24 protein-coding genes are annotated in these 22,650 nt (G+C 68.0%); 12 read left to right on the forward strand and 12 right to left on the reverse strand.

Annotated features, from left to right (window positions below; translation table 11 throughout):
* Nucleotides 1-191: 191 nt before the first annotated feature.
* From MDN94_RS39000 to MDN94_RS39010, 3 genes are all read right to left on the reverse strand, one after another.
* Complete coding sequence (locus MDN94_RS39000) at nt 192-1,238, reverse strand: hypothetical protein (RefSeq protein ID WP_482730502.1); 1,047 nt, start codon at nt 1,236-1,238, stop codon at nt 192-194.
* A 42-nt stretch (nt 1,239-1,280) separates the two neighbouring features.
* Nucleotides 1,281-2,081 (reverse strand): hypothetical protein, encoded by an 801-nt coding sequence (locus tag MDN94_RS39005; protein ID WP_482730503.1) that lies wholly within the window; start codon nt 2,079-2,081, stop codon nt 1,281-1,283.
* Between the two features lie 265 nt (nt 2,082-2,346).
* Complete coding sequence (locus MDN94_RS39010) at nt 2,347-3,717, reverse strand: hypothetical protein (RefSeq protein ID WP_482730504.1); 1,371 nt, start codon at nt 3,715-3,717, stop codon at nt 2,347-2,349.
* 881 nt (nt 3,718-4,598) lie between these two features.
* Between MDN94_RS39010 and MDN94_RS39015 the strand changes: the two genes are divergently transcribed.
* The 3 genes from MDN94_RS39015 (at nt 4,599) to tcmP (ending at nt 7,541) form a co-directional block, all read left to right on the forward strand.
* A complete protein-coding gene (locus MDN94_RS39015; RefSeq protein ID WP_482730505.1) occupies nt 4,599-4,871 on the forward strand; it encodes a hypothetical protein in 273 nt (90 codons plus the stop codon).
* Nucleotides 4,872-5,024: 153 nt separating this feature from the next.
* Complete coding sequence (locus MDN94_RS39020) at nt 5,025-6,260, forward strand: helix-turn-helix domain-containing protein (protein ID WP_482730506.1); 1,236 nt, start codon at nt 5,025-5,027, stop codon at nt 6,258-6,260.
* A 93-nt stretch (nt 6,261-6,353) separates the two neighbouring features.
* The gene (tcmP, locus tag MDN94_RS39025; RefSeq protein ID WP_482730507.1) at nt 6,354-7,541 is read left to right on the forward strand and encodes a three-Cys-motif partner protein TcmP; all 1,188 of its coding nucleotides are present in this window, start codon (nt 6,354-6,356) and stop codon (nt 7,539-7,541) included.
* 172 nt (nt 7,542-7,713) lie between these two features.
* Here tcmP and MDN94_RS39030 read toward each other — a convergent pair whose 3' ends face one another.
* From MDN94_RS39030 to MDN94_RS39065, 8 genes are all read right to left on the reverse strand, one after another.
* Complete coding sequence (locus MDN94_RS39030; protein WP_482730508.1) at nt 7,714-8,460, reverse strand: DUF5131 family protein; 747 nt, start codon at nt 8,458-8,460, stop codon at nt 7,714-7,716.
* A 318-nt stretch (nt 8,461-8,778) separates the two neighbouring features.
* Nucleotides 8,779-10,149, reverse strand: coding sequence for a replicative DNA helicase (gene dnaB / locus MDN94_RS39035; protein ID WP_482730509.1), 1,371 nt, complete (start codon nt 10,147-10,149; stop codon nt 8,779-8,781).
* Between the two features lie 72 nt (nt 10,150-10,221).
* Complete coding sequence (locus MDN94_RS39040; RefSeq protein ID WP_482730510.1) at nt 10,222-11,304, reverse strand: hypothetical protein; 1,083 nt, start codon at nt 11,302-11,304, stop codon at nt 10,222-10,224.
* Nucleotides 11,301-11,534: a hypothetical protein gene (locus MDN94_RS39045; protein WP_482730511.1), complete on the reverse strand. Its 234-nt coding sequence runs from the start codon at nt 11,532-11,534 to the stop codon at nt 11,301-11,303. The genes MDN94_RS39040 and MDN94_RS39045 overlap by 4 nt, the downstream gene beginning before the upstream one ends.
* 373 nt (nt 11,535-11,907) lie before the next feature.
* Nucleotides 11,908-12,192, reverse strand: a complete 285-nt coding sequence (locus MDN94_RS39050; protein ID WP_482730512.1) for a helix-turn-helix transcriptional regulator — start codon at nt 12,190-12,192, stop codon at nt 11,908-11,910.
* 159 nt (nt 12,193-12,351) lie between these two features.
* Nucleotides 12,352-13,584: an NsdA family TPR-like regulatory protein gene (locus MDN94_RS39055; protein ID WP_482730513.1), complete on the reverse strand. Its 1,233-nt coding sequence runs from the start codon at nt 13,582-13,584 to the stop codon at nt 12,352-12,354.
* A 240-nt stretch (nt 13,585-13,824) separates the two neighbouring features.
* Nucleotides 13,825-14,535 (reverse strand): P-loop nucleotide/nucleoside kinase family protein, encoded by a 711-nt coding sequence (locus MDN94_RS39060; protein ID WP_482730514.1) that lies wholly within the window; start codon nt 14,533-14,535, stop codon nt 13,825-13,827.
* Nucleotides 14,532-15,290, reverse strand: coding sequence for a GntR family transcriptional regulator (locus tag MDN94_RS39065; RefSeq protein ID WP_482730515.1), 759 nt, complete (start codon nt 15,288-15,290; stop codon nt 14,532-14,534). Before MDN94_RS39065 ends, MDN94_RS39060 begins: the two co-directional genes overlap by 4 nt.
* Nucleotides 15,291-15,628: 338 nt before the next feature.
* On the opposite strand from MDN94_RS39065, the gene MDN94_RS39070 reads away from it, so the two are divergent.
* The 6 genes from MDN94_RS39070 (at nt 15,629) to MDN94_RS39095 (ending at nt 18,153) form a co-directional block, all read left to right on the forward strand.
* Entirely contained in the window at nt 15,629-16,372 is a 744-nt protein-coding gene (locus MDN94_RS39070) for a hypothetical protein (RefSeq protein WP_482730516.1), read from the forward strand.
* Nucleotides 16,373-16,552: 180 nt separating this feature from the next.
* A complete protein-coding gene (locus MDN94_RS39075; protein ID WP_482730517.1) occupies nt 16,553-17,092 on the forward strand; it encodes a WhiB family transcriptional regulator in 540 nt (179 codons plus the stop codon).
* The gene (locus MDN94_RS39080) at nt 17,089-17,385 is read left to right on the forward strand and encodes a hypothetical protein (protein WP_482730518.1); all 297 of its coding nucleotides are present in this window, start codon (nt 17,089-17,091) and stop codon (nt 17,383-17,385) included. The genes MDN94_RS39075 and MDN94_RS39080 overlap by 4 nt, the downstream gene beginning before the upstream one ends.
* Nucleotides 17,386-17,497: 112 nt before the next feature.
* Complete coding sequence (locus MDN94_RS39085) at nt 17,498-17,692, forward strand: hypothetical protein (protein ID WP_482730519.1); 195 nt, start codon at nt 17,498-17,500, stop codon at nt 17,690-17,692.
* Nucleotides 17,693-17,711: 19 nt separating this feature from the next.
* Nucleotides 17,712-17,963, forward strand: coding sequence for a hypothetical protein (locus MDN94_RS39090; protein WP_482730520.1), 252 nt, complete (start codon nt 17,712-17,714; stop codon nt 17,961-17,963).
* A gap of 4 nt (nt 17,964-17,967) precedes the next feature.
* Nucleotides 17,968-18,153: a hypothetical protein gene (locus MDN94_RS39095; protein WP_482730521.1), complete on the forward strand. Its 186-nt coding sequence runs from the start codon at nt 17,968-17,970 to the stop codon at nt 18,151-18,153.
* Nucleotides 18,154-18,268: 115 nt separating this feature from the next.
* On the opposite strand, the gene MDN94_RS39100 is transcribed toward MDN94_RS39095, so the two are convergent.
* Nucleotides 18,269-18,706 (reverse strand): GspH/FimT family pseudopilin, encoded by a 438-nt coding sequence (locus tag MDN94_RS39100; RefSeq protein ID WP_482730534.1) that lies wholly within the window; start codon nt 18,704-18,706, stop codon nt 18,269-18,271.
* Nucleotides 18,707-19,528: 822 nt separating this feature from the next.
* Here MDN94_RS39100 and MDN94_RS39105 point away from each other — a divergent pair.
* From MDN94_RS39105 to MDN94_RS39115, 3 genes are all read left to right on the forward strand, one after another.
* A complete protein-coding gene (locus MDN94_RS39105) occupies nt 19,529-21,193 on the forward strand; it encodes an FtsK/SpoIIIE domain-containing protein (protein ID WP_482730522.1) in 1,665 nt (554 codons plus the stop codon).
* Between the two features lie 177 nt (nt 21,194-21,370).
* Nucleotides 21,371-22,354 carry a C40 family peptidase gene (locus MDN94_RS39110; protein WP_482730523.1) on the forward strand — a complete coding sequence of 328 codons (984 nt, stop codon included), beginning with the start codon at nt 21,371-21,373 and terminating at the stop codon, nt 22,352-22,354.
* 3 nt (nt 22,355-22,357) lie between these two features.
* The gene (locus MDN94_RS39115) at nt 22,358-22,645 is read left to right on the forward strand and encodes a hypothetical protein (RefSeq protein ID WP_482730524.1); all 288 of its coding nucleotides are present in this window, start codon (nt 22,358-22,360) and stop codon (nt 22,643-22,645) included.
* The last annotated feature ends 5 nt before the right edge of the window (nt 22,646-22,650 follow it).

Below are 22,650 nucleotides of genomic sequence, written 5' to 3' on the forward strand. Positions count from 1 at the left end.
CGCCTCCCGCAGACGAGCCCGCTCAGCAGGCGGCGGCATCTCCGGCTCACCCTCCAGCAGCGCGTCCACCGCCGCGAACAGCTCATCCTCGCTCGGCATGCCTCACCTCCACGCAAAGCCTACCACGGATTTAGCTGTAGCTTTGCAATATTCTTAGCCTCAGATTTATCCTCCACCACCCACGGAGTCCCTCAACGCCGTTTCGGTTCGTAGGGACTCCAGCCGCGAAGGTAGGGCCGCAGGTCCTCGGGGGTGATGCGGGGGTCGTCCGGCATCCCAGGAAGTCGGGGCAAAGGGTCGAGTCCGGCAGCATGGGTTCTGCACCAGTTGATCCATTGCCGGACTGTCTCCGCGTTGCCCGAACGGCCGTTCTCCAGGCATTCCTCAAGGGCGTCGCAGTAGGCGTGGATGCGTTGTGCCTCGTGCCATGCTTCGACTTGGGCGGCCAAGGTGGTGGTGCGGTGGGCGTAGATGAGCGCCGTACGGGCTTGTTCCATGGCGGCCTCCCACTGCTGTCGGGTCTCTTCTTCCTTTCTCTGCTGGGCTGTTCGCCGTTCTGCGTTGGCCCGGGTCCTGTGGTCGATTTCGGCGAGTAGGTGGGGAAGCTTGTCCTCAAGTTGCCAGCGGGTTCGGTCGCCCCACTGGTGGCGGCGCCCGCGATGGGCCCAGTCGTGGGCAAGGATCAGGTCCAGTTGGTGGGAGGGCTGGGTGGTGTGGGCGGTCACGCGCTGCCAGGAGTACTGGATGCTGTCTGGGTCGGGAACGGATTCGGTTGTTTCCGTCATGCGCAGGTCGAAAACGTCGCTGCTGGCCGTGATGGTGAAAGTGGAGTCGGGGGAGGTTGAGGCAGCTACGTGATATCCCTTGCTTTCGGCGGCTAGCGCGAGGGTGTGCAGGATGCGTTTGGCCCGATCCTGACAGCCAGGGCAGACGGGTACGTCGGCTTGGTGCACTTCTGGGTGCAGGTCGGCGCCGCGGAGCGTCTCAGGGACGGGCACGGGCTGGTGGCGAGGCCGTGGTGCGACGGTGCCAGGAATCAGAGTGAGGATGAAATCTCCTTTGTCCCGTCCCTTGCATCGCAGGTGGTGATCGTGCGGGACAAGGCTCCGGCTTCGGGCGGCATGAACCAGGCGGCGTAGTCGAGCGCGTTGTGCGGGGGGTGGGTCGGTGATCCGCAGGGTTCCGCCGGCGTGCCGGATTTGTGTCATGAGATCCGCCGGCTCGTTCGGAATGCGCATCGCGGTCCTTCGCCAGGTCGTACGGTCCGGTGCGGGACTGGGTCAGTCTTGGTGAGCCCGTGCCTCTCGCAGGAGAGCGGCCGGGACACCCAGGTCGCGTTCCAGTCGCTGGGCCGCGGCGGTCTGTCCTGCTTCACGGAGGGCGCGGATGGCCGCCTCGGCCACGCCGCCGATGCGAGCGACTTCATGGCGCAGCGCGGTCAGCTCGGTGAACTGATCGACTGCTTCGGCGCCGCACCACGCGCGAACCAGCTCCCGGCCAGGCCTGTAGGTGCGGTCCACGTCGATGCAGATCTCGGGTGAGATGAAGCTGCCCTCGTTCCGGCCGCGGCCGGGGTAGTACTGGCCGTGGATCGCGCGTTGCCGCTCGCGTTCTTCCTGCCTTGTGAGCGAGGCAGTCAACTCTGCAGCATGGTGGGCGGCGAGGCGGCGGGCGATGTCGAGGGTGGTGGGCCACGGGGCGGTGACGGTGCCGTCGGCGTCGACGCGAGCGCGTGGATCGGAGGTGAACACGCCCTGCATGATGCCGAGACGCGCCGCAAGCCGGGCGGGGTCGTAGACGTAGAGCAGACCGCGTTCTCGGCCTGACTCTTCCAGTCCGACCATGTCCTCCTTGGGACAGTGGTCGAACACGAAACTGACTGCAATGAGTTCGGCGTCTTCGTCCTCGGGACAGTCACGGATCAGTTCGTTCCATGTCCGCTCCGCCTCGAGCCAGGCTTCGCATTGCTCCCAACGCACGCGCAGCCGGGCAGGCGACACCCACTCCTGTCGGTCTTCGGCCTCCTCAGCGACGAACCGCACCTTCACTCGAAGCGGCCGCTTCGTGCCGATCTTCAGCACTTCGACCTCGCTGACCGGTCCGTGATGAGGGGACACCCGATAGCCCCACCGCTCCCCCACGACCGGCCCTTGCACCGCACCGCCCACCCTCCGCCCCTTTCCAAGACACTGCTGAAGGGCCCATCGTGCCCACCCGCTCCTCTCATCAAGGCTGAAACGGGGAGGCAGCCACCAGGACGGTGGACCATCTGCCGGTCGCAAACACGCGACAGGGCCGCTGCGATGCTGCAGCGGCCCGCCGCGAGGGCAGCGAGGGCGCGGTCGGTCACCGGGCCGTGGTCGGTGGCAGAACGCTGTTAAGGAAAGCGTGCAGCCTCTGCCTGTCGAGCTTCCCGTCGAGCGACAGGGCGGTGCGTAGGGATTCGGCGCTGACGTCGCGTGGGATGTTCAGACGGCGTTCGCCTTCACCGATGATTTCGCCGATGGTGTGCTGGGCGGCTCCGGGGTGGTGGCGGATGAGCCAGTCCAGCATGCGGGCCACCGGTGTGGTGATGCCGTAGAAGACGGACGGCTCGCCGGGGCTGACGCTGTTGTCGAGTTCCTGCCCGGTGGCGAATTCGTCGAGGACGGCGTGCCGGATGGTGGCAGCCAAGTCGTAGGGGTCGATGATCTCGTCGATGCCGGTGGCGACGTTGAAGGCGAGTTCGTCGGCGACCTGGTGGACCGCGGCCTCGGTGCGGTAGCGCAGGGCCCAGCGCTTGCGCCGGTCGGGCCGCTCCCACAGGACGCTGAGGAAGGTGCGGGTGAAGCGCTCGCGGATGCTCGTGGCGCCGAGGGACAGGGAGTCGTCTTCATCGGCGGCGAGGGTTGCTGCGACGGCTTCCGGAGAGCGGCGACGTTGTTCGGCCCAGTCCTCGGCGACGGGCCGTGCCCAGAGGTTACGGCCGTTGATGGTGGCCTGGGGCGGGGGAACGTCGCTTTCGCGGCGGGAGATGTAGGCCCGCAGGGTGGAGGCGGCGATGCCGCCGATCTGGGCCATCTCGGGGACGGCGACAAGCTGGTCGGCTGCGAGTTCCGGCGCGGTGAACTTCACGACGCAGGACGCGAGCGGGCGGGCGTCTTTGGGGCGGTGTGCGGCCCACAGGGCGAGGTGGTCGTTCCAGGAGTCCGGCGCGGCCGTGTCCGGGTCGAAGTTGGCGACCTTCAGGAGCCGGCCGCCGGCGGGGTGGGCGTTGTCGTCGAGGAGGTGGTCGGCGGTGATGGTGATGGCGGCTTTGACCGGGCGGGGGTCGTACTTCTCGCTGGCTGGGTCCCAGACCTGGTCGGGCCGGTACCAGGTGGTGCCGTCCCACCAGTAGCCGCCGGTGCGGAACAGCAGCTGCGGGCCCCACCAGTTGGTGTGCCAGGGCGAGGCGTCGCGGTCGTGTACGAGGAGGACCGAGCGGCCGTGCTCGGGGTGGTAACGCACGACCCAGGCCAGGTCGTTGCGGATCGGGTCGGTGGTGAAGGCCAGCCATGCGCCTTTGGTGGTGCGGTCCTTGTCCCAGCGGCCCCACGTACTGCCTTCCTCGTGCCGGCCGATGGCTTCGGTGGCCGAGGGGTCCTCGAGAGGGATGTGCGAGTCGTCGACGAAGAGCAGGTCGGGCACGGGGTGGTCGGTACGGAGGCCGTTCGCGACCGGGCGAAGCCTGTGCATCAGCGTTGTACCCCTCACAACTTGAGTGCTGTAGATGACTACAACATAGGTGTTGCCCAAGGGGCAGCACTGCCAAACCGGCGATGCCGAGAGGAAGTTGCGACCTTCGGCCTGCCCGCCGCCCTGGCCGGAGCCTCCCGCCAGACTTCGCCGACCAGCACCTGATCCGCCTCGCCCGCAGGCGAATCACCGTCCTCGGCCCGGAACGGCTCGCCGACCACGCTGACTGACGTCACCGAACCGTAAGCATCGCCGCCGGCCACCCCCGTCTGGGACCAGCAGCCGCAGCTCGCCAACTTGCCCTGCGTCGCGGACGCGGCGGTCGTCGCGGACGCGGCGCGGGCAGCGCTGAATCCGGTCCTGAGGCTCTGGCGGCTCCTCCCAGATCCGCAACATGCCCGGGCGCAGAAGAATCGCGTCGACGGACCGAACATTTGCGCTGTATTGGTTTGCCGATGCGAGCCTCGTCCGCGAACGCCGCTGCCTGTTCGACGGCGACCAGGACCGAAGGCGCATACGCCCGAGGGATGGAACACCCCGTACACCTCGGGAGAATCGATTCAGCTATTCATAAGCACACCCAAGAACGGCTCGACATGACGGCGCTTATAGCACCTCGAGGGTTTCTTGGGGTGAGATTCCTTCAATTCGCCGCAGACAGGAGCAGAAATTCCGCGAAGAGCATGAAGAAAGTACCAATACGCCCGTTTCGCCCGGTCCTTATTTCTAGGCGAATCGGTCGAAATAACGTTCGCCGCTAAAGTTTGCCGGTATACGGCGCGTGAGGCTAGGGTCAACACAGCGTGAGTCCCGGCGGGCAGCACCCCGTAGTTCCGGAACTCACGCTGTCTGTTGAGATCAAGATCAAAGGAGATCTTCGAATGCCCTATTCCCTCGATCCCGAAGGAACCAAACCCGCACGTGAGGTCCAGTTCCCTGCAGGTGAGACTAACAGGCGTGACGAAATTCCCCAACGTAACGGACGGCTGGTTCACATTCCGTTCGTTGCGATTCCGGTTCTGCCGGTAATCGTCATCGCCGGTCCGAGCTGGGCCCAGTGGGAGACGATTGCGGCCAGCGCGGCGGCTGCTGCGATCACCGCCATCGGCCGCCTGGCGTGGCGCTTCTTCGCGCTGCGGAACCAGCCGGCGTGACCCTTTGGGCCGGGGGGCGGGATCACCACCCCCCGGCCCTGTCAAGCACCCAACGCCGGTGACGAAAAGGCACAAGGTCACGGTCTCTCGTGACGGAAATGCCACGCGTCCCCTCCCGTCTCTGTTTCACCAGCAGCAGTTTGAAGGATCCGCATGTCAGCTCCGCCCGCACGTCTGTGCCTGCACTGCCACAACGAGATGCCATCCCGCGAGGACAACGGCCGAGGCCGCCCGGCCGAGTACTGCGGACCGCCGTGCCGTCAGGCCGCGTACCGCGAACGGCACAAGAAGAGGTCCGTCCGACCGACCGCGAACCCCCGGCCTGAGGACGTGGACCGGGCCGACCCTGATCAAATCCACAGCCAACTCCTCGAGCTGGCCAAAGACCTGCAGGAGGAACTGCGGCACATCAGCCGCTTGCTGGGCCCGGGTCCTCAGCCCTCTTCGCTCGAATGCCTGGAGCTGTCGGTACGGATCCAGCGGCGGGCAGAGGTTCTCACCTCCGGACTGGTCCTGCTCGCCCGCCGCCGCAGAATCGCCTGGAACGTGCTCGGCAGCGTGCTCCTTGTCGGCCCAGAAACAGCACGTCGCAGCTACCGCGCCGAGGCCATCGAACGCTCTCTGAACCTCGAGTCCCCGCCCAGGCCCGCCGTCGACCCCGCCGGATCCGGCACCCGGGACGACACACCCGCCGCCGTGCCGTCGGTGCCGGCGCCGCGGCGTGCGTCGAACCAGCTCGCTCCCATCCTGTCCTGCCTGCACCGCAAGAGTCGTCTCCCCCTGCGCCAGCTCGCCGTGCGCACCGGGGTGTCGGCCAGCTACCTCAGCCGGGTCCTCGCGGGCGAGAGTCTGCCGACGTGGGATCTCACCGAGCGCATCGCCCTGGTCCTCGGAGCGGACACACAGGCCCTGCGCAAGGTATGGGAGGACGAACGCAGCCGCACCGCCAGCCGTCGGCGCCGCAGCGCCGCCCCGGACAGCGGTCGTGAGGAACAGAGCTCGCTCACGACCGCACTGCGCTCCTTGCACCGCCGGGCCGGGCGGCCGGCCCCGGACACCCTCGCGGCCGGCACCGGCCACACCCTGGACGCCCGAACCATCCAGGACACGCTTCGCGGAACTCATATCCCGGACTGGAACGACGCCCATCTGCTCATCCTCGCCCTCGACGGCGAGCCGAGCTTCTTCCGCCCCCTGTGGGAGCACGCGCATCAGCACTTCCAGACTGCCGGCCCGACTCAGCCGGACACACCCGACGCTCGGGTCGGAAACCTGATGCGAGCCTTCGGCGACGTCCTCGCGACCAGCAGCACCCCCTCCACCCCTGTCGCCGCCCGACGCAACCGCGCCCTGCGCCACCGCCTCGCTCTCAGCCGCCCAGCCCTCTGACCGGCCTGTCCGAAAGGCGCCGGTCTTGCTGGCCTTTCCACAGTGCTTCACCATCTGTAACGAGACGTGTACCGACATGACTGGGGTGGGGCTATGTCGTCGGGAACAGGCGGGGACTACTGGGCGGACAAAGCGCTGCCCAGTGTGTTCAAGCACCAGCTGCTCAAGCGGTACCTGCCGCAGTTCGGCGGGATGACGGGCACGCAGTCACGGGACAAGCGTGTGGTCTACCTCGATGGGTACGCAGGCGAGGGTCGGTACGAGAACGGCGAGCCGGCGTCGGCAGAGATAGCGCTGCGTGTCGCCTCCCACCACCGGGCCAAGCACGGGCTGAACCTGGAGTGCTTCTTCGCGGAGCAGCAGGCGAAGTCCTTCGCACGGTTACAGGAGGTCGTGCAGACATACCGGGCAAGCGGCGTCCAGGCGCACGCGTACCACGGCGAGGTCGACGGCGTTCTCGATGACGTGGTCGAGCGTGCGGTGCGGGAGCCGTTGTTCCTCTTCCTCGATCCGTGCGGATTGTGCCTGCCGCAGGACCGGCTCGTGGACGTGCTGGCACGGCGCCGGCCCCAGAAGCGGCCGGCGACCGAGCTGTTGATGAACTTCAGCATGATGGCCGTGTGGCGGCTTGGCGGCCATGTCCGATCCCCGAAGGGGAACGAGAAATCGCTGCAGCGGTTCGACGAGGTGTGCGGCGGCACCTGGTGGCGCGAGTACTTCGCCGACGCATCCGCCACACGCGAGAAGGACGGCGCGGCGGAGGACGCGATCGAGGCGGTGGCAGCCGAGTACGCCCAGCGGCTCGAGCGGCAGACGGGCATGTCCGTCCAGTCGGTGCCCGTCTCTCACTCGCCCCGCAAGCGGGCGGTCTACCGGCTGGTCTTCGCCACACGCAGTCCGTATGGGCTGTGGGTGTTCGGTGACACCGTCGCCCGCGCGCGGGACGAGTGGTGGCAGACGCTGGAACTGCGTGAGGAGAGCGACGACATGCTGTTCTCGCTCGCCTCGGTGATGCGTCCGGACCCGAAAGAGATCGAGAAGAAGGCCGTCCCGGAGATCGCAGCCAACCTGGAGAAGCTGCTGCTTCGTACCCGGCGCCCGGTCAAGCTGGTCGACCACACCCTGGAGATCTTCGGCGACCACTACGGGCAGGTCACCGAGCCCGTAGTACGCAAAGCGGTGCAGCTTCTTCACGAGGAGGGCAAGACGCCCAGCAACGGTGTAGGGGTGCGCAGGATACGCGAGATCGTGGTCTACCCAGGCGGTCAGGCGGCGGCCTGAACGAGCTGCGGGCTGTTCCCCGCGGCTCTCGGTCGCGGGGAACAGCCCGGTGGTCAGGAAGCGGTGACGTAGCGGCCGTGGCTTTCCTGGCGACGGTACTGATCGGCCAGTTGGCAGGGGTGCCCCCGGCTTGCGCCGGGGGCACCCCTGCTCTGCTTTTTGCAGCGTCGGCTCACGCGGCTGTCGGCAACGGCATTTGGTCCCAGGTACGGCCGTCGAGGGTGCGGCCGCCTGCCTTCGGTGTGCGGCCGCCCCATTGCTTGAAGAAGAAGGCGACGCCGGCTTCCTGGCAGGTGTCGCGGATCTCGGTGACCCAGGCCTCGTCCAAGGGACGGTGACGTGGGCCCGACTCGCCGCCGGCGATGACCCAATGGATGCCGTCCAAGTTCAGGCCGGTCAGCGGGCCGAGCAACGGTTCGCATGACAGGAACCGCACGGCCGCCGGGACGTCGCGCAGGTCGTCGACCCGCCCGAGTTCGTTCTCCGTCTCCACGGAGACGCCCATCCAGAGATTGGCGGGCCACTCGAGCTTCGGGGCGACCTGGCGCAGGCGCCGGGCTCGCTTGGTGAGGACCTGGTAGGTGTGTTGGGGTGTGTCGGCCATGACCTGGAAGACCTGGCGGACGAAGTCGAGCGGCACGCGGGCGTGGAACAGGTCGGACATGGAGTTCACGAACACCACCCGCGGGCTCTTCCAGCCGTAGGGAACGTCCAGTGCGTCAGGGTGCAGCGTGACGTCGAAGCCTGGACCTGAGGTGCGCGGGTCGCCGTCGTTCTGGTACTTCGCCGCGCCCATCGCCTTCAGCCGTCTCGCGAGCGTAAGGGCGTAGCAGTTGTCGCATCCGGAGGAGACGCGGTCGCAGCCGGTGGTCGGGTTCCAGGTCGCCTCGGTCCATTCGATGGCGCTGCGGTCGCTCACCGGTCTCCTCCTGCCATGCACGTGGTCACGCCGCCCGGGGCCGGCGTGTGCTGCCTAACGATGCCCACATCTCCGGGGCACCGGGGAGCACAGCCCGGTATTCGCCGGGTTTCGATCGCTTCTCGTAACTTCAAAATTCGAACCTCCGTTTGGGAAGCTAGTAGTTGAGGCCGGTGGAGTCGATTGACTCCGTACTTGAGATCGCCTGTACGGGCCACTGAGAGCCGATGACCCGAACCGAACGCAAGGGGCCCGAGGGCGGGTGATCGCCAGCCAGAGGGGCGCTCAGGCGCCGTGTCGTGCCGTTTCCACTCGTGTTCAGGTCTGGGCCATGTCCACGAAGCGGCTGTAGTGCAGCTGCGCCGCCACGGTGATTGTGGCGGTGGGGCCGTTTCGGTGCTTGTCGATGATGAGGTCGACCTCGCCGGCGCGGGGGGATTCGGGTTCGTAGGCGTCGTCGCGGTAGAGCAGCGCGACGATGTCCGCGTCCTGTTCGAGGGAGCCGGACTCGCGCAGGTCGGCTTTGGTGGGGCGTTTGTCGGCCCGCATCTCGGGGCCGCGGTTGAGCTGGGCCAGGGCGATGATGGGCAGTTGGAGCTCCTTGGCGAGGCGTTTGATGCCGGTGCTGATCTCGGAGACCTCGCGTTCGCGGGATTCGGGTCGGCGGCCGCCGAGGGTGATCAGTTGCAGGTAGTCGATGACGACGAGGCCGAGGTCGGGGCAGCGGGACTTCAGGCGGCGCAGCTTGGCCTGGATGGTGCCGAAGTTGTTGGCGGATTCGTTGATGTAGAGCGGGGCTTCGGTGATCCGGGGCAGGGTGCGGGCCATGCGGGCCCAGTCGTCGTCGGTGGTGGTTCCGGAGCGCAGGTGGTGCAGGGCGACGCGGGATTCGGCGGACAGCAGACGCATGTTGAGCTCGTCGATGCCCATTTCCAGGGAGATGAAGGCGGCGGGCACGTTCTGCTTGATGGCGCAGGCGCGGACGACGTCCATGGCGAAGGTGGACTTGCCCATGCCGGGCCGGCCCGCGACGACGATCATCTGGCCGGGTTGGAGTCCGCTGGTGAGGGAGTCGAGGTCGATGAAGCCGGTCGACAGGCCGGTCATGCCGCCGTTCTTGCCCCGGTCGATCAGGTCGAGGGTGCCCTCCATGGTCTGGTTCGGGGTGACGAAGTCGTCGTCCTTTCCGGTGCCTTCGACCACGTGGGCAATGTGCGCCGCCGCGGCGGCGACGAGGTCGTCGACGTCGCCCTGGCCGTCGTAGCCGGACTGGGTGATGGCCACCCCGGCCTCGACCAGGCGCCGCAGGACGGCCTTCTCCCGCACGATCAGGGCGTGGTATTCGCCGTTGGCGGGCGTGTCGACGGCCTGGACCAGGTCGTGGATGTAGGGGGCGCCGCCGACGCGGGCGAGGTCGCCGGATCGGGTGAGCTCGGCGGTGAGCTGGATCGGGTCACACGGCTCGCCCTTGGCGTACAGGTCGAGGATCGCCCGGTGGATGAGCTGGTGGGCGGGCCGGTAGTAGTCCTCGGGTGCGAGGGTGTCCTGGCAATCGATCGCGGCCTGCTTCGACAGCATCATGCTGCCCAGGACCGACCTCTCGGCTTCCAGGGCCTGCGGAGGCATCCGCAAGAAGCCCTGGTCGTCGCTGTCGTCGGTCGGGGTGTGCTGATGCGGGACTAGAGTCATGAATGATCTCTCCGTGAGGTCGTGCGGCGTCCGGGCCGGCCAAGGAATCCGGGCGCCGCTCTTGTGTGCGGGTCAGATCGCGGGCTGGCGCATCGAGCGCAGCAGGTCCCCGAGGTTCCCCTGCGACGGGGGCAGTGCCGGGGCCGTGGGCTGCTGCGGCAACGCGGTCGGCTCCTGCACAATCTCGCCGTCGTGCCGGCACATCCGGACCCGGCCGTCCCGCTCGATCTGCCCGTAGGTGTCGCACACCTGACACGCCGCGACCGCGTCCTGCGCCCGCGTGCTGCTGCGTCCACCGCGTGAGACGAGGGTGCTCGGCTGCGGTGCCTCGGGCCACGTCATCGCGTCCTCGAGGATCCGCCACGTCGGCTTCGCCTGGCCCATCCACCTCGCCACGCGGCACAGATCGTCGAGCGAGTGACCAGCTGCCAGGAGTTTCGCCGCTTCGGTGCGGATGGCCTTCGCCCGCCTGGGCATCGGCGGTCGGCCTCCGGCTTTCAGACCGGCTGCCCAGGCTTCCGCAACCCGGTCGGCGCTTACGGCACCAGCGACGGCAGGTGCAGGGGTGTCCTTTTCCGGCGCAGCCTCTTCTCTCTCGCCTTCGTCCAGCGCGGTACTGACAGCTGCCTCAGGGTCACCCGGGACGGGAGAGAGAGAAGAGGGAGAAGAAGAAGGAAGGAGAAGGGGTGCAGATTTCGCACCCCCACCCCCCGCAGATTTCGCAGGGGGGGGTGCGAGATCTGCATGGGGGGGTGCAGATTTCGCAGGGGGGGGTGCGAGATCTGCATGGGGGTCTGAGCTGCGGTTTTCCCGGGGAGCGTCGAAGGTGAGTTCTTCGATCAGCGTTGCCCCGTAGTCGGTCCGCGCGCGCTTCATGCTCGCCAGCAGGTCCAGATTGATGCGGAACAGGTTGGCGATCTGGGCCCCGTTCTTCGGGCTGAAGCGCTCCGAGGACTTGAGCAGGTTGCGCGTGGTGAGCCGCTTCTTCTGGTCCTGCGCGGACCGGAGGGACATGTGCGCCTCGTCCGCGATCTGCTGCATGTGCGCGATCACGTAGCCCTTGGCATCCGTGTGGTTGGCGCAGGCCATAAGGAACGCGCCCTCGCCCACGGACAGCCCGCCAGCCTGGAACACCAGGTTCATGTGCTGAATCACGGGGCCACCTCCCGTGTGCGGAACATGGCGGGCGAAACGGCCATCGAGGCAGGCGGCATCTGCTCATGGGGCGCCGTCATGCCGGTGTCGGCGCAGGCCTCCGTGTGACACGCCAAGGCGAAGTCGGTACGCATCCGAGCAGCCTGGCCCGGATCACCTGTGGATAGATTTTTCGCCGTGCGACGCAGGTAGCGGGCGGCAGGAACGGCGGTAACAGGAATGTGCTTCACGCCTGCTGCATGTGCGGGTCCGGAGGCCGGTGTGACAGTCCGGCCAGGAAAAGTTCCGGCATCCGCGGCGAAGGGCCGGCGTCGGTGGAGCGGGCGGTGCATGGGTGGGTTTCTCCCCTTGTAGGGGAGCCGCGACCAGTGGATGTGACCTGACAGGCGACCCAGGTGGTGGCGTCCCGTGAGGCGGGACGCTTATTCTGGGTACAGGTGACCACGGGGACCGCAAGGTCCACGGGCATCACCCCCGGCGAGGTCACCTCACCGGACACGACTCGAGAGCTTGGTAGGCGCAGAGTCGATAGCGAATCGCGGCCCCGTTGTGGCGACGGGGCCGCTTCGCTTTTCTAAGGCGGCTGGGCAGTCACGAAGATCATCAGCTCGACTCCGCCGTGTCGGCGGGTGAAGCTGCGTCGGGGTACTGGGCCGCCAATTTCTCAAGAAGGCGACCGTAGGCGCGGCGGTGCGGATTTCGGGGTTCAGCCTGACCGCTCTCCCACCGCACTACTTGAATCCGGTGAACGCCAATCGCTTCAGCAACCTCAGCCTGGGTGAGAGAAGCGGCCTGACGCAGGCGGGCCCGGACCCTGGGCGCAGGGAGCCCCACCGCGCGCGCGAGTAGAGCGTCGACCGGGTCAGGTGCTGGATACGGCACCGTCACCCCCCTCTCTCTCTATGATGATCCAACTTAGAAGTTACGCGAACACTACAGATTATGGGCCTCACTTCGCAGGCAAATGACGGCGTGTCACGCAATCGATGCTGGAGGTCTCTGATTCCGTCCACATGGGCAACTGGGGGATTCGGGAGTAATTGGTGCTCACTGGCCGCCTCGCAGTTCGCGGAGGTGAGCGACGAACGCCTGGGCCTCACTGGCGTTGGCGTAGTGGGACTGGAGGGCCTGCCCAAGGTCGGCGGCCACCATCGCGAGCGACGGCAAGCTCTTCCGGTCGCCAGCTAGTGCCTTCTCCCCGTACGCAAGCGCGGTGTCGAGGTCGCCTTCGCGGGCAGCGACGACACCGAGGGTGACCCGGGCCTCTGCGTTCCGCATGGGCGAGCGCTCCGTGCCATCGAAGTCCGTCCCGGCCCGGATCACCTGGTTCGCCAGCTGCTCCGCGAGTCGGTTCTCCCCGACACGGCGCAGCGCGTCCATCCGGTAGAAGTCGTACTTGCCCGGGTCGACGACGAAGTGGTCCTCGATGTTCTCCGGGTACGGAAGGCGCTCCAGGAGCTGACGCCCCTTGTCCAGTGCCACCTCGGTCTGCGACCGATCCCCCAGGCGCGCCCACGCCTTGGCCTGCTGCGCGTACAACTGCGCGGCCACGCTCTCGTTCGGCGCCACGGCGATGCCGGCCTCCGCAGCTGCGATGACGCCGCGGTAGTCCCCCCGGGTCAGAGAGAACCAGGCGCGCATCTCGTGCGCCCAGCCCTGCACGCTCAGCTCCCCGGACTCCTGACCGAGTATCAGCGCGGCCTGCCGGGTCGCCTCCGCGTCTCGCGGGCGCCCGGAGTCGTACTCGACACAGCCCACCAAGAGCGACAACTTCCCGGCCAGCGCGATGATCTCGCGGTGCTGCGCCAGGCTCACCCGTTGGTGCTGGAGGCCGACGACCCGGCCCAGCCACGCTTTGCCTTCAATGAGCAGCTGGTCGGCGGGCATGTACGCGTACTCGCAGCACAGCCGGTCCGCCGTGATCCGCAGCGCGTCCAGCGTGGCAACGTCGACGTCCGACGCGCGCAGTCGAGCGATGATGTCCACGGTGTCCATGCCGCTGACCTGCAAGATTTCAGCGCGCCCGTCACGACGGCCCCGCTCGGGGAAGAATGCGCCGGTGGTCGTGCCGAAGGTCTGCGCGATGGCTGTCCGGTACTTCACGGGCTGCGCGTCACCGGCCTCCCATCTCTTCCACTGCCTCAACAGATCCTGCTCGCTCACGACCCGGTCCTCCGGAAGCCGGACCATCAGCGCGCGCACCGCGTCGGTCTGCGACCAGTCCCGAGCGGCGCGCTCCTCCACCATCCGGCGAGCCCAGTCAGGACGCTCGTCAACCATCGCGATCCCTTCCCTGTACGGTCCAGCGGCGCAGCCTGCGCCCCGACAGTGATGCCCGCGGAGCGGAAGCTGGCACTTCTGCGGGCAGAGCATGGCACGGCCCCTTGATCGCGCGGAGGTGACAAGTGGCGGTGACATTCCGAATGTCACCAGCCCATGTCACTTTCCGCAGCCGCAGTACCCGAGCACGGTCATGGTCATGGTCAACAAGGGCCGGGAGCTGCGCGTGGGAGGTAGGAGTCAATGCGGGCCGCCATCCGTGAGAGGACGTGTACGGCGGAGTTCCGCCAGCACATGCTCCGGGTCACCGTCGTACACGATGTGCGGCTCATCGGCGGTCGGCGGGCAGAAGCGGCCAGCATGTCTGATCAGATCTTCCTCGCTGAACTCAATGCTGTTCGCGTCGACCAGCGATTGCTCGTTGCGCTTCCGGATCCGGTCCCAGCGCACGTCATGCGGCACAGGCAAGTAGATGAGAACGGGTTCGCCGCCGGCCTCCATCACGGTCGCTGCCCACTGGGCCCGCTCTTCCGGAGTCCAGAAACCGTGGTCGACCACGGTGTCCTGTCCGGCTGCCAAGAGTCCCTGGAGCTCAAGTGCGATGTCCTCGAGCACGGGTGCCTCTCTGATCCTGAACTGCCCGCGGGGGAAGTCCCTGCCGTAGTGGCCGTAGCGGCGGAACATCTCCTCGTCAGGGCACAGGCGCCGGAACCCGGCCTTCTCCAGGGCGCGGGCGAGGGTCGTCTTGCCAGAGCCCTGGAGACCCGACATGAGAATCGCGCGAGGCGCCGGGCCTGGGCGGCCGGACAAAGCGGCGGAGATACGCGTGATCTCGAATCGTCCTTCCAGCGTGAGGGTGTCGGTGTGCTCGGCTCGAAGGAGCTGGCTGAGGCGGGCTTCGAGGCAGGAGACGAGCATGTCGTCCGGTACGGCGACGTTGTGCGTGGTCACCGCAGCACCTCTGACGTCGTGCGACGGGTGCGGCCTGGGGCACCCAGGTCCACGCCGTATTCCAACAGCTCGCCGTCGGCGTCCAGGAAACGCGCGGTCAGCACAAGGATCGCCGCGACGGTGTCGGCCTCCAGCTCCAGGAGCTCGAGGTCGCGTTCCGTCGCGAGGCGAGCCGTCTCTTCATCTACGCGTTTCACGACGTGCCGCCCGGTCGCGCGAGCGATCAAGTCGAGCGACAACCCGCCCTTGAGTCGCTCGCTCCGCGCCAACTCGGGTACGGCCTGGGCGAACTCCGCTGGGATCCATGACGTGGAGTGGGAGACGATGCCATGACCGTCCCGGTAGACACGGCTACGGCGAATCACGTCGTCACCTGGCGAAATGCCCAGCACGTCAGCGACGTCTTCGGGAGCTTCGACTATGCCAGCGGCGTGGCCAGACGACTTTTCGCCGACGCCCCACGACGACTGCGTCTTGCTGCTGCGGTCGTGGCGCTCCGCCCCGGAGGACAGCGAGATGGGGCGTGCCATCACCTCGGTGCCGACGCCCGGGATGCCCTGCACGAGCTTCTCTTCGCGCAGCAGTCGCATGGCCCGGTCTGCAGTAGCTGTGCTGACCTTCCACTCGGTTGCCAGCGTCTTGATGCTGGGCAGGAGGTCGCCCGGCGAGAGCTTCCCAGAGCTGATCAAGTCGCGGTAGTGGCCCGCGATGCGCGCGTACGGCGGCCGATTGTCGGCTCGGGGGTGCCCTGGCATGTGCCTTCGCCTCCTTCAAATTCCCTCTAGATGCCTCACTATACCGCTTGACACCTGAGGGTACCTGATGCAACCTGATGTATGTAGGACGTCGGTGATCCTCCGGGAGTACCGAATAAGCACCACCGCAAAACAGCAGGAGTCACTGCTCTTCGGAGCGGCGGCAGTGGGGTTGAGCCCGCGCTCCCCCGGCCGAGGCGCCTGTACCGAATATCGAGCACCACAGATCCATCCCGACAGCGCTGCTGCGTTGTCTGTCCGCCAGGGCAACCGGCCGCAAGGCCGGCCTGGCGCGGCAGAGAGAGCAGCACTCGCTCCACTCACGCCAGGAGGTTTCGATGCCCCAGATCCGCCCCGGTCGGACCCGCTCCAAGCGCAACAACCGCCGCGTGCTGCTGCTCAGCACCATGAAGCCGCAGGACTTCAACGTTCGCCCCGACGAGACGAAGTCGATCGCCTGTCCGGACTGTCACAGCTGGCGCCGGATCATGGGCGAGACCGACCTCAAGATCCGTGAGCACTGCACCTCCGACTGCCGGGCCAAGGACGAGGAGAAGCACGTCATCTGCCCCGGCAGTAACACCGTCGTCGTCGTCAATATCGACGTGAAGCAGTGGCAGGCCAAGCAGGACCGACTGCTGCGGGAGGCGATGCCGTCGGAGAACCGACGCGCGGCGCAGCAGTTCTACAAGCCGCTCCCGGTCCCGGCCGCTCCGGTCGCCCGGATCAAGGCCGAGGTCACGCTGGAGACGACCCGCCAGTCCTACCTCGCCCACCGCAAGGGCTGTACGCGGTGCGTCGGCGGTCAGCACTGCACGGACGGCGGCATCCTCGCCCGCCGCTACGTCCTTGCCCTCCAGGAAGAGGCCGCCCGCCGCGAGGCCCGCGAGCAGCTGGAGCGCCAGGAGCGTCGCGCCGCACGGAAGCAGATGGCTCCGGCCGTCCGCACGGCGCAGTGGGCCGAGCGCGGCGGCGAGGCGGTCGAGGAGGCCAACAACACCTGCCGGATCCGCCCGGCTGACGCGGTCTCGGAGTACTGCGGCCCCGAGGTCCCTCTGGAGCCGCTCCGGATCACCGCCTGACCGGCACACCGCGACGATCGACCACGGCCGTTCCCACCCCGCGCCACACGGGGTGGGGGCGGCCGTGGCTGCTCGTACAGCAGCCAGCAGGGGCCCGATGCCCCGAATACGACAGGCCCCGGGGGCGCAACCCCGGGGCCTGTCTGTGCAGGTCACCTTCCAGCGAAAGGGACGACCCACATGCGAGACAGCATGACATCCGACCGGGCCCGGCAGTCGCGCCGGCCTGTGCTTCAGGCCGCGGTCGACACCGCCGCCGTGTGCGCCGCTGTCGATCCGGACCTGTTCTTCCGCGGCGACCGCGAGCCGCAGATCACTTGGCAGGCCCGCCGCGACTGCGCGGTCCGTGTGTGCACCGGCTGCCCGGTGCGGGCGGCGTGCGCAGAGCTCGCGCTCCGCGACGGCGACGGCCGCGCCGATGTCGACGACATGGTCCGCGGCGGACTGACCGGTCCCGAACTCGCCGCCGTGCGCAATCACCAGGAGCAGCGCCTGGCGGCCGCCGTCGACGCCGACCGCGACGTCGAGGGCCGGCGGCTGGACGACCTGACCGTCGAGCTGCGGCGCGTTGCGGTCAAGAACCCGGACAAGTCCGGCGGCCACCGCGCCCAGGACCGGGCCCAGGCCGCCCAGAATGCCGAGGTGCGCGGCCTGGTCGCCCAGATCCGGCAGATCCGCACCGCACGCCGGACCCGTGCTGGATGGGAGGCCGTCGCATGAGCCACATCGCCACCCTCACACCGGCCACCGACCAGGGCCGCGAACTGGGCGCGCTGTTGGAGCGCATAGCCCGCCAGGCCGACGACCGTGTCCCGTCCGAGCGGCGTACCCGCCGCACGCTCGAGGAGATGGTCCCCGGCTTCGAGCGGCAGCCCGTTCTGGTCCTGCACCGCCCGGAGATGAACGACGCCTGCCCGCTGTGCGGTGTCTGGTCGTGCCGGGGTAACTGCAAGCCCTATCCGGGCAACGCCCCGGCCCCGATCGGTGCGATCGCTGAGGCGGCAGTCCGATGAGCGCCTGCGGACACCCGCCGCGCGTGGTCGTCGTCAACCACATCGGCGCGGACGGCAAGGTCTATCAGTCGGTGCGGCACGAGCCGTGCCAGTGCGGCGGCAAGTGACCGCCGTGCACCGACCGATACGTGTGGCCCGGGCCGTCCAGCACCTGGCGGCCCGGGCCATCACCACACGCGGACTGGTCGACCCCATCACCCGCGCCCTGCTGACGACCGCCGCTTTGGCGGCCGCGGCCGCGTGGGAGGCCGGCCACCGCGTGCCCGACCTTCACCCCTCGCTTCGCTCAGGCCCTCGCCGCCTCTGACCACTTCAGGAGCTCTTCCATGACCATCCAGCCCACCACGTCCCACCAGGCCCCCGACGCCGTGTCCGGGACGCACCACTACATCCTCACGCTCCAGGTCCCCGCTCCGGGCGGCCTGCGGGTCGCCACGTTCTCCAACACCGCGACCCCGCACGCCGGATGCACCCGCGCGGAGGCGTACCAGGCCATCTACGACTCGGTCGTCCAGGCCCGCCCCGAGCTCGCCGGCGGCAGCACGGTCTTCTTCTCGCTCGAGCCCAACACCTTCTGACCCGGTGCGCGATCTCTACCGGCGCTACCAGGCAGCCGCCCGCGACCTGGCAGGCCATGAACGGGTCTGCGAACGCTGCACCCGCGCCAACCGCAGTGCCACCACACGCTGCGACACCGGCGCGCGGCTGCACGAGACGTTCGCACGCCTCCAAGACGCCTACCTCACCCACTTGAACAACCGGACCTGACAAGGAGAAGCATGAGCAAGTTCAAGAGCTGGAGCCGGCCGACCCCGCGCGGGCTGGTCCTCGCCGTCCTCGGGGTGGTCACTCTCGGGGTGGCCCTCCTGTCGGTAGCTGTCAGCTACCAGATCCTGGAACCGAAGTTCGGAGCATGGGCGGTACCGACCGTCGGCGCGCTCGACGCCCTGTGGGTCGTCTTCCAGGCCACCGAGGTCCTCGCCGGCACCAACCGCCGCCGTGTGCGGCGCGTCCAGTACGCCGGACTCGCGCTCACAGCCGTCAACGCCGGCATCCCGACGTGGGACCTGCTGCTGAACCGCACCGACGGCAGCGGGTTCGACCTGGCCGTGGTGCTCACCCCGATCGCCATCGTCGCGACGAAGAGCGCCTGGTGGATTGCGCTGCCCGCCCTCGGACGCCCGATGTCCGCCGGCACACGCCAGGCCCTTGCCGAGAAGCGACAGACGGTGGCCGACCGGCTGGAGGAGATGGAGGCCGACGCGGCCCACCGAATCGAACTGCTGGAGGTCGCGCGGGACCTGGAGCAGCGCGTGGCCAGGGCCGAGGCCGCCTACCGCCGGTCCGTGCTGCGGACGCAGGAGTCCATGACCAAGCGGCTGCACAAGCAGGCCGAGGCCACTGGGAAGACGGTGACCGAGAAGGCGCTGCCCGAGTCCGTCACGGGTATCGCCCTGCCGGTCCTGGAGGAGTGGACACCCGACCGGCCCGCGCTGCCCGGCCCGGCCGTGCGTGACGGATCCGGCACGGACGCCACCGGCCGTCACACCCCCGTCACGCAGGTCAACGGCGGTGGGCAGGACGAGCCGTCACACCAGGGCGAGGACCCGTCACACCCGGCGGCACAGACCGTCACGCTCACGGAGATCGCGACCGTGACGGGTGTGCCGGTCCCCGTGCCGGGCGAGCAGCTGACCAACTCCCAGCTCGGTGTCGTCCTGCGGCACCTGCGCTACTCCAAGGAGCCGCCGCTGTCCTACCGGCAGGCGGTCCGCTCGTTCAGGGAGGCCGGGTTCGTCGGCAGCGAGGAGCGGGTGCGCCAGGAGTGGGGCGCGCTGATGTCCAACGAGGACAAGACCGAGGCCTCCGAGGCGTCCGAGGACGACGCCGAGGAGGAGGCGGCGGGCGCCTGAGAGCGCGCGTCCGGCACCACCAGTGAGGGCCAGCCCGCACCCGTGCGGGCTGGCCCTTGCTGCGACTGCCGGAACAGACACGCAGCAGTCGACCGGTGCAGACCCGGCGAGCAGACCCGGCGAGCGAGCGGCACCACGCGTTCGCAGACCCAGGGGAGCAGACCCGGCGAGCACCACCCACCCAACAAACCGAGGGCACGCGTGCCCATGACCAGCGAAGGAGAAGGAGTGTGGCCAAGAAAAGGGCCTCACCGGACGAGGACCTGTACGCCCAGACGGCAGGCGCGATCGGCGGACTCGCCATCGCCTTCGGCGTCCTCGCCGCCATCAAAGACAAGCTCGGCCTGTCCTGGCCGGCCACCGTGCTGCTCACCACCGGGGCGCTGGTCGCCCTCGGCTTCCTGGCCTGGAAGGCCCGTACGGCCGTCCAGCGGCTCAGGGCGGGCGAGGGCAAGGTGGCCGTGGCCCTGCGGCAGGAAGCGCCCTCCCAGTCCGCTGACAAGCCTCAGCAGCAAGAGGGACTCCTGCAGTCCACGGACGAGGAGCAGACGGACGCTCATACCGCTGCGGTGCATCCCGAGCTGACCGCCGCGCTCACCACAGCCGGCGCCATCGGCCGCGACCAGGCCATCCAGATGGATGGGGCCACGGTCACCGACGTGCAGACCGGCTCGCTCTACGACTTCCTCATGCCCGAAGGGCGCACCTACGAGGACGTCGAGAAGCGGCTCGGCAACGTGGCGGGGGTGCTCGGCGTCACTCGGCTGCACCTCAAGCTGGAGCGCAGCCGGGACAACGAACGCCGTGTGAAGCTTTTGAAGCTTCACGAGCCCCCGTTCACCCACCCGTTCGAGGCCCCGACCCGGCGGCAGATCGTGACGTTCGCCGGGATTCCGCTCGGTCACGACGTCACCGGCCAGCTCGCCGGAGTGCCCACGTTCGACAAGGCGTCACTGCTGGTCGCCGGCATGACCCAGATGGGCAAAACCACGCTGGTCAACGGGCTCATCACCTGCCTGCTGATCGCATACGGCGAATTCGAGCTGTATCTGCTCGACGGGAAATTCTGCGGCCTCACAAGGTTCGAGAAAATCGCCACCCGCTACGAGTCGTCCGACGACCCGGCCGTGTTCGAGGACATGGTCGACGCACTGAACGACCGATCGGACAAGCGGTACGGGAAGCTCAAGGAAGCCATCCGGAATAGGCGGCCCGCACCAGAATTCAAGCCCGTGATTTTCATCGTGGACGAGGCTGCCGACTTCTTCGCCCACGACGAATCGAAGGAAGGGAAGGAGCAGGCCCGGCGGATCGCGGAAAAGACACGGTCGCTGGTCGCAAAGTCCCTGGAATCAGGAATCTCCACGGTCCTGATGACACAGCGCCCCGCGCAGAACGCTATCCCGGTCATGGTCCGGGACCAGTTCCTGTATCGGATGTGCCTTTACGTGGCATCGTCGGGCACCGCCAAGGTTGCCCTCGGTGACACGTATTTCGATACGGTCGCCCCGATCAACCCGGCACTCCTCGACCCGGACATCAAGGGTCAGGCGGTCCTCTTCGCCAACGGACGCTCCACGCTGATCCGAGGATTCAACTTCTCGGACGACTTTATCTGGGGCGTCGTTGACGAGATTCACGCCCGGCAGCAAGAGACGCTTGCCGAGGCGCCGGAATCCCCGCTCAAGCAGGCCATCGACTTGATGCGGAAGAGAAGCGTGGACTTCATGGCCACGGCCGACCTCGCGCCCGCTCTCGGTATCGCGGAGGAAAGGCCGGTGCCGCGCGGAAGGCTGCTGTCGCAGCTGCTCGGCGTCAGCCCGGACAAGGACGACAAGGGCACCAGGGGCTACCGCCTCGCCGACCTCCTGGCGGCCGCCAAGTCCGGGTCCTGACCCGCGCCGGCATCCGCCGGACCATCCGCCACAGCACCGCCACACATCCGCCGTAAGCGGCTTGATGATCCGCCGTCCGCCGTGCCCACGGCGGATGCCCGGCGGTTCCCTGGCGGATGCAGGTGGCGGTTCTGACCTGCGAAAACACTCAAACAGGCCTCTAGAGAGGATTGTGCGTTGAGAGCCTCTGCAGCCGTCACGATAGGCGTGGGAGCGTCCGCGGCCGTCGTCGTGGCCGCTCTCGTCCAGGCAGCCGGCGACGACCCGGTCGGGACGGCGCTCAGCCTGTCCGTTCCCACCGCCTACCAGGAGCTGATCGAGCAGGCGGGCAACACCTGCCCCGAGGTCAGCCCGAACCTGCTCGCCGCGCTTCTCACTCAGGAATCCGGCTTCAACCCGAAAGCCCGCTCGCCGGTCGGCGCGCAGGGCATCGCGCAGTTCATGCCGTCCACGTGGGAGAGCCACGGAATCGACGGCAACCGGGACGGCAAACGCGACGTGTGGGACCCCGAGGACGCCATCCCCTCGTCCGCGAAATACCTGTGCACCATCGCCGACGACGTGAAAGACGTCCCCGGCAACAAACAGCACAACATGCTGGCCGCCTACAACGCAGGCAGCGGCGCCGTCCGCAAATACGGCGGCGTTCCTCCCTACAAGGAGACGCAGCACTACGTCAAAACCATCACCGCCGCCGCAGAAACACCCGGCGGAAAGCCCGCCACCACCAGCCAGGCCGGAACCGCGGTCAACGCAGCAAAAGGAATGCTCGGCAAGCCCTACTCGTGGGGCGGAGGAAACGCCGGCGGCCCCTCGAAAGGGACCTGCTGCTCCCCCAAAGGACGATCCGGTGAATCCATCACCGGATTCGACTGCTCCGGGCTCACGCTGTACGCCTACGCGCAGGCCGGAATCACCCTGCCCCGCACGGCCGCCGCGCAATACGCGGCAGCAGAGCCCGTCGACAAGCCGCGCCCCGGAGACCTCGTTTTCTACGGTTCCAGCGCCGCGACCATTCACCACGTCGGCATTTACGTCGGAAACGGCTGGATGATCGACGCCCCCCGCCCCGGCACCCAGGTCCGCTATTCCCCCATGGACACGATGACCGACCTTTACGCGGTCGCCCGCCCCGTCCCCACCAACAGCCAGGAGATCTGACCCATGCGCAAGCTCACCAACCTCGCCGCTCCCGTCGACATGTCCGGCGGCTTCTCCGACTTCTTCAAGACCATCGGCATGACCGGCGGCGGCCTGGTCACCAAGGGCATCGCCGCCGTCATCGCGATCATCGCCGTCCGGATGCTGCTCCAGCTGTCCAACGACCCCAAGGGCGCGCTCCGCAAGGGGAGCATGGCGGTCGGCACGCTGTTCGTCGCCGTCATCCTCGCCCTCTACGGCGACACGCTCTTCTCCACCGTGACCGCCCCGACCCCGACCCCCAAGGGCTGATCCGC

The organism is Streptomyces sp. WAC00040, from assembly GCF_056835925.1.